Below are 15,082 nucleotides of genomic sequence, written 5' to 3'. Positions count from 1 at the left end.
GATGACGGGAAGATGCGCGTGCTCGCCAATTGGGGCGCCGAACGCATCGCGAGTTTCCCCGATCTGCCGACGTTCAAGGAGCGCGGCTACAAGGATGTCGAGTTCTACATCTGGGCCGGCCTGTTTGCGCAGAAGGCGCTGCCGGAGCCGATCATGACCAAGCTGCGCGAAGCGATGGCGCGGGCGGTGAAGAGCCCGGAGGTGATCAAGACCTTCGAGACCGCGGGTAGCCCGGTCGCCTATATGGATGCGCCGGAGTTTGCCAGGTTCGTCGAAACCGACAGCGCGCGTCTCGTTGCTGCGGTCAAGCGCATCGGCCGGGTCGAATAGGCGCCGCTTCCCTCGCTCACATTTTGTTGTTCGGCACGAACCCGCCTCAGCCGCATTGGTTTGGTTGTTTGGAATCGTCCGGTTTGGCCGGACGATAGGTCATGCGCTGAAGAGAAAGGGGCGGTCATGCGACAGCACCAATTTTTCCGGATTTTTGCCTTGGTTGGCGCCGCGGCTGCAGGCGTCGCGCCCGCGCTCGCGCAGGAATATCGCGGCACCATGGAACAGCAGATGGCCTGCACTCCCGATGTGTTTCGGCTCTGCGGCGCGGAAATCCCCGACACGACGAGGATCGTCGCCTGTCTGCGCGCGAACACCCCGGCGCTCAGTGTGCCGTGCCGTGCCGTGTTCGAATCGCGCGACAGCGCCAATGGCCCGCCGGCGCAATATTCGCAGCAACCGGCGCCGCCGCCGGTCCGGCGCGGCTATCCGTATCAATAAGGCCTAGCAGACGTCGACCCATTCGGCGGCGACCAGTTCGGCCATGCGGTGCGGCGCGATCCGCACCGCGCTGTTGATCGAGCCGGCCGCCGGCACTACCTCGTCGAAAGCCTTCAACGAAATGTCGCAATAGATCGGCAGCGGCGTCTTCAGTCCGAACGGGCAGACGCCGCCGACCTCGTGACCGGTGATATCGGCGACTTCATCGAGGCCGAGCATTTTCGGTTTGCCGCCGAAACGCGCCTTGACCTTCTTGTTATCCATCCGCGACGTGCCGCTGGCGACGATCAGGATCACCTGCTCGCCGACCCTCAGGCTCAGCGTCTTGGCGATCCGCGCCGGCTCGACGCCGTAGGCTTCTGCGGCGAGCGCCACCGTCGCCGAGCTCTTGGCGGATTCGAGCACGGTGATTTCGGGCGCCTTCTCGGCGAAGAAGGCGCGAACGGACTCAAGACTCATTGAAGGCTCATGGGTAACGGGCGATCAGGCTGGACAATTCCGACAAAGCATGAATGCGGTGGTCGGGCGCGACCCCGAGTTCGTCCATTTGCGTACGCAGCGCCCTGAACATCGTCAAGGGCGCAACGACGTTGCTCCTGACGCAGGCTTCCGCCATCGCCTGCGGTGTCACGCGTTCGATCCAGGCGACGTTCAAGCCGAAGCTCTTGGCGCCACACGCATCCCAGGGATTGGAGGAGACGAAGAGAACTTCATGCATCGGCACGCCCAGGACTTCCTCGATCAGCGAGTAGGCTTCCGGCGCCGGCTTGAAGATGCGCTTTCGGTCGACGCTGATGGTCGCATCGAGCACGCGCTCCAGTCCGGTGTTCTTCACCAGCGCGTTCAGCATCTCGCTGGAGCCGTTCGAGAGGATCGCGAGCTTCATGCCCTTGAGCGAGGCAAGTGATGTCGCTGCATCCGGGTAAAGGTCGAGATGGAGGTACTTGTCCATGATGCGGTCGAACGCGGCTGCATCGTAAGAGAGCCCGAGCGCGCGCAGCGTGTAGGCGAGGGAGTCGCGCGTGATGACGGAAAAATCCTCATAGCGGCGCATCAGCGAGCGAAGCCAGGTGTATTCGAGCTGCTTGATGCGCCAGATTTGCGTGATGATGTCGCCATAGCCGGGAAAGGTTTCCTCGGTGATGGCGGCAACCGACTGAATGTCGTAGAGCGTGCCGTAGGCATCGAAGACGACGGCCTTGATCGTCACGGCGGTTTCTTTCTTTTGGGCCGCGGGCAGCCGACTGCGGCGTTCAGAGCCTGAGAAGCTTTCGTGCGTTCTCCTTTAGCACCTTCGGCCGGATTTCGTCGCGAATCTCGAGCTTGGCGAAATCGGCAAGCCAGCGATCCGGCGTGATCACCGGCCAGTCGGAACCGAACAGCATCTTGTCCTGCAGTATAGAGTTGATGTAGCGCACGAGAATCGGCGGGAAATATTTCGGCGACCAGCCGGAGAGGTCGATATAGACGTTCGGCTTGTGGGTTGCGACCGACAGCGCCTCTTCCTGCCAGGGGAAAGACGGGTGCGCGAGGATGATCTTCAGATCCGGGAAGTCCGCGGCCACGTCATCCATGTACATCGGGTTGGAATATTTGAGCCGCATGCCCATGCCGCCCGGCATGCCGCTGCCAACGCCGGTTTGCCCGGTGTGAAACAGCGCGATCGCGCCGCCATCGCTGATGGCCTCATAGAGCGGATAGGCCATGCGGTCGTTGGGATAGAAACCCTGCATAGTCGGATGGAACTTGAAGCCCTTGATGCCATAGTCCTCGATCAGCCGTTTGGCCTCGCGGACGCCGAGTTTGCCCTTGTGCGGATCGATGCTGGCAAACGGGATCAGGACGTCGGTATTTTCGGAGGCGACCTCGATCATCTCGTCATTGTTGTAACGACGGAAGCCGGTCTCGCGCTCGGCATCGACCGGGAAGATCACGGCGGCGATTTTCTTGGCGCGGTAATAGGCGGCGGTCTCCGCCACCGTCGGCGGATGCTTGTTCGGCGATTTGAAATAGGCCGCCATCTGGGCCTGGAAATCGTCATATCCATCGTCGCCATGTAGCCCGCAGGGCTCCTCGGCGTGGGTGTGGATATCGATCGCCACGACGTCGTCGAGATTCGGTAATGGCAGCTTCGGCATGTTTTTCCTCCCCGATCGGCGCGCTGGTCAGGTCAGTGCGCCAATTAGTTATAGTATATAACCATTTTTCGGTAGCTGCTGGGCGAAAAGTGACCGTTCTCGAACGGGCAAAGCCGGTTTTTTCCACCCGGAGGACGGTCGGATTGACATTTGGCCGCCGATTGCCTTAGAAACCGCGCGTCCCGGGCGGCGCTGCCGCCGGCGGGAAAAAATTAGCTATTTCCATGGTTTTGGGTCTCCCACAGGTTTTTCGGGGGGCCCGGATGATCGCGCCGAAGACGGCCTTTCAAAGCATCAGGATTGTCCCATGAAGGTCCGTAACTCGCTGAAATCGCTGCGTGGTCGTAACCGCAACAACCGCCTGGTCCGCCGCAAGGGCCGGGTCTATGTGATCAACAAGGTTCAGCGCCGCTTCAAGGCGCGCCAGGGCTGATCCGGCGCGGTCCGGTTTCGGAGCCCGCCTTTAGCGACCTTATCACAGGTCTTTGACGCCAACCCGCTTTGCAAGCGGGTTTTGCTGCGTCTAGACTTTTGAGATGGCCATCAGATTCCATGCGGTGCGTCACCGCCGGCTCGCCATCCTGCTCGCTGCGATCATCGGCGCGGCGCCGGCCGCCTCCTTTGCCCAAGATCCGAAACAGAAAAAGCTGCCGGATGCTCCGGCCAAGCTGCCGAAGGTTCCTGCCGATCGAACGCGCGGATTGGACTTCCTCTTCGGCGCGCTGAAGGCGGCCCCGGACGAAGCGAGCGCCAAGCATGTAGAAGCGCGGATCTGGGCGATCTGGCTACAGACGCCGAGCGATACCGTGGCGCTCTTGATGACGCGGGCGAAGACGGCGATGGAAGCCCAGAATACCGACGTCGCCCTCAAGCTGCTTGATGCCGTCATCAAGCTGCGTCCCGACTATGTCGAAGGCTGGAATCGCCGCGCGACGCTCTATTACCTGAAGAACGACTATGCCCACTCGCTGGCTGACATTGAGCAGGTGTTGGCGCGGGAGCCCCGCCATTTCGGCGCGCTGGCCGGGCTTGGCATGATCATGCAGGATCTCGGCGACGAAAAGCGTGCGCTCGATGCGTTCCGCAAGGCGCTTGCGGTCAACCCGCACCTGGACAAGGTGCCGGAACTGGTGAAGACCCTCAGCGAAAAGGTCGAGGGCCGCGATATATAGCGGTCAGTGAAGGACGCCGCGCTTTGCGCCAACCGGTCCGCCATCCGCGACCGCGGCATGGAGTTCGGCAAGCTCGGCCTCCAGCTGTTCGTTGACCAGCAAGAGCGCTTTCAGGGCGCCTCGTATATCGCCATTGCATCGGGCTACGATTTCGTCGATCGCGGCCTCATGAAATCCGGAACTCATCGAAAGCCTCCAAATATTCCCGCTGGATTAATTCCTTCGGCATCAGCGGGTTGCTGTGGATTATGTGGAAAGGCCGGCTTGCAACGTCTCCATGCCGCAAACCCTCGGAAGTGGAAAATTGCCGCGTTTGCTTATAGGAAGCTGGCGATGACGATGGTGTGAAGCGCGGGCGCAGGCCTGTGGACGCGGTGGATAACTCATTCCTCATGCTTGGCCGAAACCGCCGCACTGCCTGGCGCGTAACTCCCCTGTGCCTTTTCCGAATCGGATTTTCCGCATGTTGCCCGTGCTGTTTGCCGCTGCGCTATTGATCCTGGCGCTGGTGACGCAAGCCGGCGTGCTCGCTGTCCAGCAGCGCTTTCCCGCGCAGGGGAAAGCGGTCGAAGTCGCTGGCGCGACCTTGAATGTGCTCGAGCTCGGGCCGCCGGACGCGCCGGGTCCCGCGATCGTGCTGCTTCACGGCGCAAGTTCGAATCTCGAAGCGATGCGGCGGCCTCTCGGTGAACGGCTCGCCGCTCGCCACCGCGTCATCCTGATCGACCGGCCCGGTCACGGCTGGAGTTCGGCTTCGGACATGGAAACATCGACGCCGGCGGCGCAAGCGCAGATGATCGAGGCGGCGCTGGAGAAGCTCGATATCGGCTCCGTCATTCTGGTGGTGCATTCCTGGTCAGGGGCGCTGGGCGCGCGGATGGCGCTCGACTATCCGTCTCGGCTCGCGGGGCTCGTGATGCTCGCGCCCGTCACCCATCCATGGCAAGGCGGCGTCGGTTGGTACAATGCGCTTGTCACCAAGCCGATCATCGGCCCGTTGCTCGCCTACACGATCACGCTTCCGCTCGGCTATTTCCTGCTGGCGCCCGGTGCCCGCGCGGTGTTTCTGCCGCAGGTCATGCCGGACGACTTCGTTGTCAACAGTGCCACGCCGCTACTGCTCCGGCCGCGCGAATTTCTCGCCAACGCCCGTGATCTGGTGCGGTTGAAGGAAGCGGTAAGGGCGCAGGTGCCGCGCTATGGCGAAATCACAGTGCCGACGGTCGTCATTTCGGGCGACGTCGACAAGACCGTGTCGACCAGCATCCACTCCCGTCCCTTTGCCGCGGCGGTTGCGAGCGCAAAGCTGGTCGTGCTGCCGGGTGTCGGCCACATGGTGCAGAACGCAGCCACCGATGTTGTGATCGGCGAAATCGAGTCCATCGTGGGTTTGGGCGCGCACGGCGCGGCTGCCGCCGCGAATTAGTCCAACCGTGCGAGGCGTGCGACTTCAAAAGCAAATGGCCGGGGCTAGTGGAGTGGATTGACATTCGCTACCGATCTAGCCGCAAACTTGGACAGCGAATGTCAAATCCTAAACGCCACTAGAAATCTATATTTGCTAGTGGTCCTTTGATTCTAACATTCGCAAAAGTGGCCGCCGAGAGGGGATGCGAATGTTAGAATCGGACCACTAGTCCCGGCCATTGAAAAAGAGAACTTGAGACGGCGGTTACTTGGTCTTGCCGTCCTTGTCGAAGCTCGACACATAGGCCCAGAGGTCGTTGATCTCTTTCTCGTTCTTGATGCCGGCAAAGAACATCTTGGTGCCCGGCACCTTGGCCTTCGGGTCCTTGATGTATTCCTTGAAGTTCGCCTCGTTCCAGGTGATCCCGGAATTCTTGTTGGCCTCAGAGTAGTTGTAATCCGGCACGGTGCCGGCCTTGCGGCCGTCGAGCCCGTTGAGTTCCGGCCCGACCTTGTTCTTGGCGCCTTCGCCGATCGCGTGACAGGCCAGGCACTTGTTGAAGGAGTTCTTGCCGGCGGCGGCGTCCTGCGCCAGCGCGGCCGGCACGATTGCCGACGATGCAAGGACGATCACAGCGCTGAGTATCAGTTTTTTCATAGTCGGCTCATTTGCTTGGGACGGAAGAATGGTCAGGTTTTATGCTGGGGACGGAAGAACGGTTCCGTTGTGGCATAGGGGATAGGCGATGGACAAGGGCCGTAACGGCTGGGTTTTGCAGTTGTGACGCGACTTCCACGTGATGAAAAGGCTCCTTTCGACCAATAGCGCCTTCGCCGGTGCGGCGCAGCCGGAGCTTCTTGATTCCGCAACGGAAATCGGCAATGTCGCAATCGCGGAAGGGATCGCCGCGGAGAGATCACAATGACCATCAAAATGCCCGCGCCGGACCAGGCGGTCTTGGCGCGCCGCAGCGCCATCGTCGAGGCGCTGCGCGCTATCGTTCCGGGCGAGGGCGTCATCGATACGCCTGCCGAAATGCTTCCCTACGAGTCTGACGGGCTGATGGCCTACCGCCAACCGCCGATGGTGGTGCTGCTGCCGGACAGCACCGAGCAGGTCTCGAAGGTCCTGAAATATTGCTTCGAGCAAGGTATCAAGGTGGTGCCGCGCGGTTCCGGCACGTCGCTGTCGGGCGGGTCACTCCCGCTGGCCGATGCCGTGCTGCTCGGACTTGGCAAATTCAAGCGCATCCGCGAGATCGACTTCGACAACCGCGTGGTCGTGACCGAGCCCGGCGTCACCAATCTGGCCATCAGCCAGGCGGTGGGGCATGCCGGCTTCTATTATGCGCCCGACCCGTCCTCTCAGATCGCCTGTTCGATCGGCGGCAATGTCGCGGAAAACTCCGGCGGCGTGCATTGCCTGAAATACGGCATGACCACCAACAATGTGCTCGGCTGCGAGATCGTGCTGATGACAGGCGAAGTCCTTCGCATCGGCGGCAAGACCGCCGAAAATGCCGGCTACGACCTGATGGGAATCATCACGGGGTCCGAAGGGCTGCTTGGCGTCATCACCGAGATTACTGTCCGCATCCTGCAAAAGCCGGAGACTGCGCGCGCCATGATGGTCGGCTTTGCGCAAGTCGAGGCCGCCGGCGAATGCGTGGCGCAGATCATCGGCTCAGGCATCATTCCCGGTGGCATGGAGATGATGGATAAGCCCGCGATCCACGCCGCTGAAGCTTTCGTCCATGCCGGCTATCCGCTCGATGTCGAAGCGCTTCTGATCATCGAACTCGATGGTCCGAGCATCGAGGTCGACGAACTGATCAAACGGGTCGAGAAAATCGCGCTCGGATGCGGTTCAACGACCTGCCAGATCTCGAATTCGGAGGCCGAACGCAATCTGTTCTGGGCCGGCCGCAAGGCGGCTTTCCCGGCCGTTGGGCGCATTTCGCCCGACTATCTCTGCATGGACGGCACCATCCCGCGCGGGGCATTGCCGAAAGCCCTGGCGCGCATTCGCGATCTTTCCGAGAAATACGGACTGCGCTGCGCCAACGTATTTCATGCCGGCGATGGCAACCTGCACCCGCTCATCCTCTACGATGCCAACCAGCCCGGCGAGATCGAGCGGGCGGAGGCCTTTGGCGCCGACATCTTGCGGGCTTGCGTCGAATTCGGCGGCGTCCTGACCGGCGAGCACGGCGTCGGAATCGAAAAGCGCGACCTGATGCCGGAAATGTTCTCCGAGATTGATCTCAATCAGCAGCAGCGGCTGAAATGCGCTTTCGATACGCAGGGGCTGCTCAATCCCGGCAAGGTGTTTCCGACCTTGCATCGCTGCGCTGAACTCGGTCGCATGCATGTGCATGCCGGCAAGCTAGCTTTTCCCGACCTCCCACGATTTTGAGCGCGCCACGTGGACACCCTCAAAGTACGTGACGCCAAGGATGTCGAGCAGGCGGTGCGGGCTGCGATCGCCAGCGAGCAACCGCTGGAGATTATCGGCCACGGCACCAAGCGCATGGTCGGCCAGCCAATGACTACCAATGCGCTCTTGGATATGTCGGCGCTCAACGCCGTGAAATCCTATGAGCCGAATGAATTGATCATCACGGTGGAATCAGGCGCGCCGCTTGCGGACATCAAGTCGCTGATCGATTCAAAGAACCAGCACTTTGCGTTCGAGCCGATGAATACCGCATCGCTGCTCGGCACGGCGGAAGCAGGCACCGTCGGCGGTATGATCGCCGCCGGCCTCGCCGGGCCGCGGCGAATTCAGGCAGGCGCCGCCCGCGATCACCTGCTCGGTGCGCACGCCGTCTCCGGCTTCGGCGACAGCTTCAAGGCCGGCGGTCGGGTTGTGAAGAACGTCACCGGCTACGATCTCTGCAAGCTGCTGGCGGGGTCCTGGGGCACGCTCTCGGTCGTGACCGAAGTGACGCTGAAGGTGATGCCGAGGCCGGAGAGCGAGCGCACGCTCGTGCTGCGCGGACTGGATGATGCCACCGCCAACCAGGCGATGACCGCAGCGCTCGGTTCCCCTTTCGACGTTTCGGGCGCGGCGCACGTGCCGAAATCGGCGTTGCGGGACGTGGCTGGTGCCCTCGGCGATCTCGGATCGCCCCGTCAGGCGCTGACACTGGTCCGGCTCGAAGGCATCACTATATCAGTCGCACATCGCGCCGCCTCGCTCGCCAAGCTGCTCGGGCGGTTTGGAACCGCCGAAACCATCGAGGACGAGCGTTCGTTGGCGGCCTGGCAAACCATTCGCGACGTGGAACCTTTTGCAGCCAAAGGCCCGCTCGGGGCCTGGCCGGTCTGGCGCATCGTCTGCCCGCCGGCCGTCGGTGGTGCCTTGGGCGATCGCCTCGCCCGCGAAACCGCCGGCGATGTGTTCTACGACTGGGGCGGCGGCCTGATATGGGCCGCAGTGCCGCCAAAGCCGGATGCCCAGGCCGCAGTGGTCCGCCGGCGCGCCGCCGAGGCCGGCGGCCACGCGATGCTGCTGCGCGCGAGCGAGGAGGTGAGGCGGCAGGTCGACGTATTTCACACCCCGAGCGAGGGCATCGCAGCCTTGAGCGAACGGGTGCGGCAAAGCTTTGACCCCAAGGCCATTCTCAACCGCGGCCGCATGAGGCGGGGAACATGAAGACTGAATTCAGCGCCGCCCAACTGGCCGATCCCAATATCGCGGAAGCCGATACGATCCTGCGCAAGTGCGTGCATTGCGGATTCTGTACCGCGACCTGCCCGACCTATGTGTTGCTCGGCGACGAACTCGATAGCCCTCGCGGGCGCATTTATCTGATCAAGGAGATGCTGGAGAAAGACCGCCCGCCGACCGCGGAGGTGGTCAAGCATATCGACCGCTGTCTGTCGTGCCTGTCCTGCATGACGACCTGTCCGTCGGGCGTGAACTACATGCATCTGGTCGATCAGGCGCGGGTGCGGATCGAACGCGACTATAACCGGCCTTTGGTCGAACGTCTGCTGCGCGCCGTCCTGGCGCTGGTGTTGCCGCGGCCGAAGCTGTTTCGCGCCAGCATGATCCTGGCGCGCCTCGCGCGCCCATTTGCGGGTCTTCTGCCCGCCGACGGCGCTTCCGCGACGCCGGGTTTGTTGAGGCGAATCAAGGCGATGTTGGCGCTGGCGCCGCGCAGCCTGCCCGAGACGGGACCTATGCCAGGCAGCGTGTTTCCGGCCCAAGGCGAGCGACGCGGGCGGGTCGCATTGCTGCAAGGCTGCGCGCAACAGGTGCTGGCGCCGCGGATCAATCAAGCCGCCATTCGCCTCCTGACCCGCCACGGCATCGAGGTCGTGCTGGTCAGGGATGAGCAATGTTGCGGCGCATTGACCCATCACATGGGCCGTGAGGCGGCGGCACTTTCCTTCGCCCGCGCCAACATCGCCGCCTGGCTTGCGGAGGCCGACCGCGGCGGCCTCGATGCCATCCTGGTGACGACCTCCGGCTGCGGCACGGTGATCAAGGACTACGGTTTCATGCTGCGCGAGGACCGCGATTTCGCAGCTCCCGCGGCGAAGGTATCGGCGCTTGCCAAGGACATCACAGAGTATGTCAGCGGGCTCGATCTTGCGCCCATCGCGCAGCGTCGCGACGATCTCGTCGTCGCTTATCACTCGGCCTGTTCGCTCCAGCACGGGCAGAAAATCACGCAACTGCCGAAAGAATTGCTTTCCAAGAACGGATTCGTGGTGAAAGATGTGCCCGAGAGCCATTTGTGCTGCGGTTCGGCGGGGACCTACAACATTCTCCAGCCTGACATTGCGAACAAATTGCGCGATCGAAAGGTCGCCAATATTGCGATGGTCAAGCCGGACATGATCGCTGCGGGCAATATCGGGTGCATGGTGCAGATTGCCAGCGGTACGTCAGTTCCTGTGATGCACACGATTGAGCTTCTCGATTGGGCGACGGGCGGCCCGCAGCCGAAATCGAGCGGTCCCGACAGGCTTGTGCGAAACGACAGCCTGAGCGCCCGATAGAACCGGCTCAGCGCAACAGGAGGACTACATGGCTAAAGCGAAGAAGAAGGGCAAGAAGGCGAAGAAAGCGAAAAAGGTTCTTGCCGCGAAAAAGAAGTCCGCCAAGAAGGCGGCGAAGAAATCCGCAAAGAAGTCGGCAAAAAAATCCGCCAAGAAGGCCGTGAAGAAATCGGCCAAGAAGGCGGCAAAGAAGTCCGCCAAGAAGGCCGCGAAGAAGGCTGCTCCGAAGAAGAAGGCCGCAGCGAAAAAGGCCGCACCGGCCATGGCACACGAGCCGGAGCCCGCGGCGTCGCACGAGACACCGGCACCGTCCCATAACTGGGCGACGCCAAGCCACCACGACGAGCCTGCAGCTGCGCCGTCGTGGGAGCACACGAGCCACCACACCGGTGGCGAGGAAAGCAACTAGCAAAAACTGGCCGGTTGACGCCGGAGAGCCGAAGGACCGCAGCGGTTCAAGCCGCTGCGGTCCTTTCATTTTTGCCAGGCAGGAGCTTCGACCATGCGAGGGCCCGCCGTCGAGCCACGATCGATTTGTGTTCGGATTACAACAGCTTGCGAGAATTTTCGCTGGTCAGTCAATGGACGAAAAAATATGCAGATGATTATGTTTTAATCGCAATTAACCATATCGATCCTATACCGGATCTACTTGCGGAAATGACTTCGACGCCCCGATCAGGAGGCGCCGGACCCGATAACGATGGATGGGCCGCCGATGAAGATGCACGTTCTGGCTGCCGCTGTTCTCGCACTGTTTGGCCTTGCGATATCGGGCCAGGCCGTTGCCGCGGATCTGCCGCTGAAGGCGGCGAAGGCGCCGCCACCGTTCGACCCCTGGGACATCGCGTTCGGTGGTGCAGTGACGAGCGATTATGTGTTTCGCGGCATCACCCAGTCCAATCACCAGCCCTCGGTCGCGGCCTATTTCGAGCCGCGCTACAACGTCAACAAGGACCTGCAACTCTATATCGGCACGTCCGCGGAGAGCATTTCCTTCGCCAACCATGCCGCGGCCGAGGTCGACATTTACGGCGGCGTGCGGCCGACTTTCGGCGCCGTGGCGCTCGACTTCGGTCTGTGGGGCTATCTCTATCCGGGCGGACAGTGTCAGGAGAGTTTTCCCGGTGGCGTCGCGGTTTGTCCACCCGGCTCGCCTCTGGCGAATGGTCCCGATTTCACGCAGATCAAGAAGGACCTCAGCTTCTATGAGGGCTATGCCAAGATCAACTGGACCATCAACGACAGTTTTGCGCTCGGCGCCAGCGAGTATTACACGCCGAGCTTCCTGAATTCGGGGGCCTGGGGCGATTACGCCTCGGTCACCGCCAAGGCGACGGCGCCGAGCAAATGGTTCGGATCGACAGGCATCGGGGCCTATCTGTCGGGCGAATTCGGACGGCAATGGTTCGGCACGACGGACGCGTTCTATCGCATTTCCGCCGCGCCGGTCGGCATCCCTTATCCGAGCTACAACACCTGGAATATCGGCATCGCCTTTACCTACAAGGTGTTCACGCTCGACCTGCGCTATTCCGACACCAATTTGAGCAAGGGCGATTGCGCGGCGCTGACGAGCGCCTTCAACGCCAACATCCCCGGCAATGTCACCGCGATCAATCCCAACGGCTTCGGCTCCAACTGGTGCGGGGCGACCGGAATCGCCAGGCTGTCGGCCGACCTGACCGCGATGACCAACCTGAAGTAGGCTGCGAGCGGCCGCTGTGCGCCGCTATGGCACGGTCACGTGCTTTGGCTGCGCACGGGCGGCAAAGTGGTCGCCGTCGCGATCCAGCACGACACGGCCGTCATGAAACGCCTCCAGCGTGCTGCGGTGGCCGATCGAGACCGTGGTCGTTCCCTTGAGCTTGTCGGCAAGCAGGCGATAGAGCGCGGCCTCGGAGGCTTCGTCGAGCGAGGCGGTCGCCTCGTCGAGGAAGAGATATTCCGGCTCGTGCAGCAGGGCGCGTGCAAGGCCGAGCCGCTGCTGCTCGCCGAGCGAGAGCATCCGGTTCCAATGGGCGTCTTCCTCCAGCCGCGAGGCGAGTTGCGGCAGGCCGACGGCAGTAAGGACCTGTTGGACCTGAGGCGCACTGAACGCGTCGGGCTTCGCCGGATAGACGATCGCTGCCTTCAGCGAGCCGATCGGAAAATATGGCCGCTGCGGCAGCATCATGAGCCTCGCCCTGGCGGGCACCGTCACCAGGCCCTCGCCAAAGGGCCAGATACCGGCAATGGCCCGAAACAGCGTCGACTTGCCGGCGCCGGATGGACCGGTCACGAGGACGCGCTCGCGGCTGTGAATGCGCAGCTCATCGGCGGCAACCAGCGGCGTGCCGTTCGGCAGCTTGACCAGAAGCCGCCGCAGCTCGACGGTCTCGCCGTCATCCGTACGCACGACCTCGATCGACGGTATGCTTTCGGTCAGCCGGTCCGCGCCGGCAATCGATTCCTCGAAGCCGTCCAGACGCGCGATCACCGCGCGCCAGTCGGCGAAGGCGCGATAGATCGTGATGAAAAACGAAAGCGCTTGCTGCACGCTGGAAAAGGCGGACGCCGTCTGCATCATGCCGCCGAGCTGAATCTTGCCTGCGAAGTAGGCCGGCGCCGTAAGGACATAGGGAAACACCACGGCGGCCTGCGCGTAACTCGAGGAGAACGCGGTCAGCCGCTTGGTGACAATCATGATCTGATACCAGTTCGCCACCACCCGGCCAAAGCGGTCCGACAGCCGCTCCTGTTCAACGCTTTCGCCGTGCAACAGCGCGATCTGCTCCGAGTTCTCGCGCACCCGCACCAGATTGAAACGAAAATCGGCCTCGAAACGCTGCTGGCGAAACGCCAGCCCGACCAGCGGCTGGCCGATCCGAAAGGTCAGCCAGGTTCCGAGCATTGCGTAGATCAACGCGCCCCATACCAGATAGCCGGGAATGTGGAATTCGTTGCCGAACAGGGTCAGCGGGGATTCCGCCGACAGGCCCCATAGGATGGCGACAAAAGAAGCGAGCGTCACGACCGCATTGAGGAACTGGACACTGATGTTCAGCGTCTGGTCGACGAACATCCGGACGTCTTCGGCGATGCGCTGGTCCGGATTGTCTGCGGCGTCGCCCTGAAGCTGCATGCGATAGTGATTGGCACCGTGCAGCCACTCGCCGAGATAGCGGTTGGTCAGCCAGTTGCGCCAGCGGATCTGCAGCCATTGATTGAGATAAAGCTGGTAGACGGCGAGAGCGATATAGATGGTCGCGAGCAGGCAGAAGATGCCCATTTCGCGAACGAAAGTATCCCAGCTTTTTTCCTGGAGCGCGGTGTAGAAGCGGTTGTTCCACTGGTTGAGCAGGACATTGATTCCGACCACCGTCAGTTCGATGAGGATGACGGCCGCAAGCAACAGGCGTCCCGCGAACTTGTCTTCCGAACGGAAGTAAGGAGCTGCGATCCGCCACACGGTCGCGAGCGTCGAGCGCATATTGTTCACAGGTCGTGATCTCCGGTGGAATAGCTGCGCGGCTCTGGTGTTGGCTGGCTGGGAGATTTGACGTTCGCTACCGGCTTGCCGCTGTGCTTTTTCAACATCCGCAACACCTTATGCGAATGTCGGTCTCCAGAACTAGACTAAAGTTGTAACATTGGCGGGATGGGTTCGCTTGTCGCCGCTGCCGAGTCAACTCTAGCATGCGGCCAATGGCGGGTGGCAGGGGGCCCTCACATTTCGCGCGTTTGTGAGCGGAAGTGGCGGGGCCAAATCCGCAGCGGAAATCGCGCTTTGCTGTAGGTCCCTCAAAAATTCGCGCCAGCGGACCGGCCGTCCACGCAAGGCTGGCTCGCTAAAGAAGCGCGTGGGGAGGAATCGCAATGTGGAATCAAGTCTATAATCCTTTTGGCAACGCGGTGCTTTCGACCGTTGCCGCGGCGATACCGGTCGTAACGCTGTTGGTGTTGATCGCGAGCGGCAAGGTGAAGGCACATATCGCCGCCATCATCGCCGTGATCCTGACCAACCTGATCGCGATTTTTGTTTTCACGATGCCGGCCAACATGTCGATCCGGGCCTCGCTGCTCGGCGTGGTGGCAGGGTTCTTCCCGATTGGCTGGATCGTGCTGAATGTTATCTTTCTCTACCAGCTCACGGTCGCAACAGGTCAATTCGAGCTGTTGAAGCGCGCGGTGGGCGGCGTCACGGAAGATCGCCGGCTGCAACTGTTGCTGATTGCGTTTTCTTTCGGCGCCTTCTTCGAAGGCGCGTCCGGCTTCGGTACGCCGGTCGCGGTCACCGGCGCGGTTCTGATCGGCCTCGGCTTCTCGCCGCTCGCGGCTTCGGGCCTCTCTTTGATCGCCAATACCGCGCCTGTTGCCTACGGCGCGCTCGGCACGCCGATCCAGGGGCTCGCCAGCGTGACCGGCCTCGACCCGTACATGCTCGGCGCCATGGTGGGCCGGCAGCTGCCGTTCTTCTCGCTGATCGTGCCGTTCTGGGTGGTCTGGGCGTTCGCGGGCTGGCGCGGCATGAAGGAGGTCTGGCCGGCGATCCTGGTGTGCGGGGTCTCGTTCGCAGTCCCGCAGTTCGTCATCTCGAAT

The 15,082-nt window shown here is 62.0% G+C and carries 17 protein-coding genes; 11 read left to right on the top strand and 6 right to left on the bottom strand.

What is annotated here, in order from left to right:
* Both VFL62_RS24780 and VFL62_RS24775 read left to right on the top strand, forming a co-directional pair.
* Positions 1-330, top strand: a 330-nt coding sequence (locus VFL62_RS24780; protein ID WP_325175028.1) for a tripartite tricarboxylate transporter substrate-binding protein, incomplete at its 5' end; no start/stop codon positions are given.
* 159 nt (positions 331-489) lie between these two features.
* A complete protein-coding gene (locus VFL62_RS24775; protein WP_414644841.1) occupies positions 490-771 on the top strand; it encodes a hypothetical protein in 282 nt (93 codons plus the stop codon).
* Between the two features lie 3 nt (positions 772-774).
* On the opposite strand, the gene VFL62_RS24770 is transcribed toward VFL62_RS24775, so the two are convergent.
* From VFL62_RS24770 to VFL62_RS24760, 3 genes are read right to left on the bottom strand one after another with little or no spacing between them, the layout of a single operon-like run.
* A complete protein-coding gene (locus VFL62_RS24770) occupies positions 775-1,230 on the bottom strand; it encodes a YbaK/EbsC family protein (protein ID WP_325175026.1) in 456 nt (151 codons plus the stop codon).
* A 7-nt stretch (positions 1,231-1,237) separates the two neighbouring features.
* Positions 1,238-1,981: a haloacid dehalogenase type II gene (locus VFL62_RS24765; protein ID WP_325175025.1), complete on the bottom strand. Its 744-nt coding sequence runs from the start codon at positions 1,979-1,981 to the stop codon at positions 1,238-1,240.
* Between the two features lie 43 nt (positions 1,982-2,024).
* Positions 2,025-2,909: an amidohydrolase family protein gene (locus tag VFL62_RS24760; RefSeq protein WP_325175024.1), complete on the bottom strand. Its 885-nt coding sequence runs from the start codon at positions 2,907-2,909 to the stop codon at positions 2,025-2,027.
* 307 nt (positions 2,910-3,216) lie between these two features.
* Here VFL62_RS24760 and ykgO point away from each other — a divergent pair, with 307 nt between their 5' ends.
* Both ykgO and VFL62_RS24750 read left to right on the top strand, forming a co-directional pair.
* Positions 3,217-3,342, top strand: coding sequence for a type B 50S ribosomal protein L36 (ykgO, locus tag VFL62_RS24755; protein WP_002713372.1), 126 nt, complete (start codon positions 3,217-3,219; stop codon positions 3,340-3,342).
* A gap of 103 nt (positions 3,343-3,445) precedes the next feature.
* The gene (locus tag VFL62_RS24750) at positions 3,446-4,081 is read left to right on the top strand and encodes a tetratricopeptide repeat protein (RefSeq protein ID WP_325175023.1); all 636 of its coding nucleotides are present in this window, start codon (positions 3,446-3,448) and stop codon (positions 4,079-4,081) included.
* Positions 4,082-4,084: 3 nt separating this feature from the next.
* Here the strand turns inward: VFL62_RS24750 and VFL62_RS24745 are convergent, their stop codons facing one another.
* Positions 4,085-4,267: a hypothetical protein gene (locus VFL62_RS24745; RefSeq protein ID WP_325175022.1), complete on the bottom strand. Its 183-nt coding sequence runs from the start codon at positions 4,265-4,267 to the stop codon at positions 4,085-4,087.
* 277 nt (positions 4,268-4,544) lie between these two features.
* Here VFL62_RS24745 and VFL62_RS24740 point away from each other — a divergent pair, with 277 nt between their 5' ends.
* Entirely contained in the window at positions 4,545-5,507 is a 963-nt protein-coding gene (locus VFL62_RS24740) for an alpha/beta hydrolase (protein WP_325175021.1), read from the top strand.
* 246 nt (positions 5,508-5,753) lie between these two features.
* On the opposite strand, the gene cycA is transcribed toward VFL62_RS24740, so the two are convergent.
* Positions 5,754-6,146: a cytochrome c-550 CycA gene (gene cycA / locus VFL62_RS24735; RefSeq protein ID WP_325175020.1), complete on the bottom strand. Its 393-nt coding sequence runs from the start codon at positions 6,144-6,146 to the stop codon at positions 5,754-5,756.
* 264 nt (positions 6,147-6,410) lie between these two features.
* Here cycA and VFL62_RS24730 point away from each other — a divergent pair, with 264 nt between their 5' ends.
* The 5 genes from VFL62_RS24730 to VFL62_RS24710 all read left to right on the top strand — a co-directional run bounded on the left by VFL62_RS24730 (position 6,411) and on the right by VFL62_RS24710 (position 12,209).
* Positions 6,411-7,904: an FAD-linked oxidase C-terminal domain-containing protein gene (locus VFL62_RS24730; protein ID WP_325175019.1), complete on the top strand. Its 1,494-nt coding sequence runs from the start codon at positions 6,411-6,413 to the stop codon at positions 7,902-7,904.
* Positions 7,905-7,913: 9 nt separating this feature from the next.
* The gene (locus tag VFL62_RS24725; RefSeq protein ID WP_325175018.1) at positions 7,914-9,146 is read left to right on the top strand and encodes an FAD-binding protein; all 1,233 of its coding nucleotides are present in this window, start codon (positions 7,914-7,916) and stop codon (positions 9,144-9,146) included.
* The gene (gene glcF / locus VFL62_RS24720) at positions 9,143-10,501 is read left to right on the top strand and encodes a glycolate oxidase subunit GlcF (protein ID WP_325175017.1); all 1,359 of its coding nucleotides are present in this window, start codon (positions 9,143-9,145) and stop codon (positions 10,499-10,501) included. The genes VFL62_RS24725 and glcF overlap by 4 nt, the downstream gene beginning before the upstream one ends.
* Before the next feature lie 28 nt (positions 10,502-10,529).
* Positions 10,530-10,910 carry a histone gene (locus VFL62_RS24715; protein ID WP_325175016.1) on the top strand — a complete coding sequence of 127 codons (381 nt, stop codon included), beginning with the start codon at positions 10,530-10,532 and terminating at the stop codon, positions 10,908-10,910.
* Between the two features lie 309 nt (positions 10,911-11,219).
* Positions 11,220-12,209 carry a TorF family putative porin gene (locus VFL62_RS24710; protein ID WP_325175015.1) on the top strand — a complete coding sequence of 330 codons (990 nt, stop codon included), beginning with the start codon at positions 11,220-11,222 and terminating at the stop codon, positions 12,207-12,209.
* A gap of 24 nt (positions 12,210-12,233) precedes the next feature.
* Here VFL62_RS24710 and VFL62_RS24705 read toward each other — a convergent pair whose 3' ends face one another.
* Positions 12,234-13,982: an ABC transporter ATP-binding protein/permease gene (locus VFL62_RS24705; protein ID WP_325175014.1), complete on the bottom strand. Its 1,749-nt coding sequence runs from the start codon at positions 13,980-13,982 to the stop codon at positions 12,234-12,236.
* Between the two features lie 377 nt (positions 13,983-14,359).
* On the opposite strand from VFL62_RS24705, the gene VFL62_RS24700 reads away from it, so the two are divergent.
* Positions 14,360-15,082: L-lactate permease (locus VFL62_RS24700; protein WP_325175013.1), on the top strand; the 723-nt coding region annotated here is incomplete at its 3' end.

Origin of the sequence: Bradyrhizobium sp. (genome assembly GCF_035701725.1) — a bacterium.
In the GTDB taxonomy this organism is placed as follows: domain Bacteria; phylum Pseudomonadota; class Alphaproteobacteria; order Rhizobiales; family Xanthobacteraceae; genus Bradyrhizobium.
The sequence above is the reverse complement of the archived record's forward strand: the minus strand, read 5'-3'. Positions and strand labels throughout refer to the sequence as shown.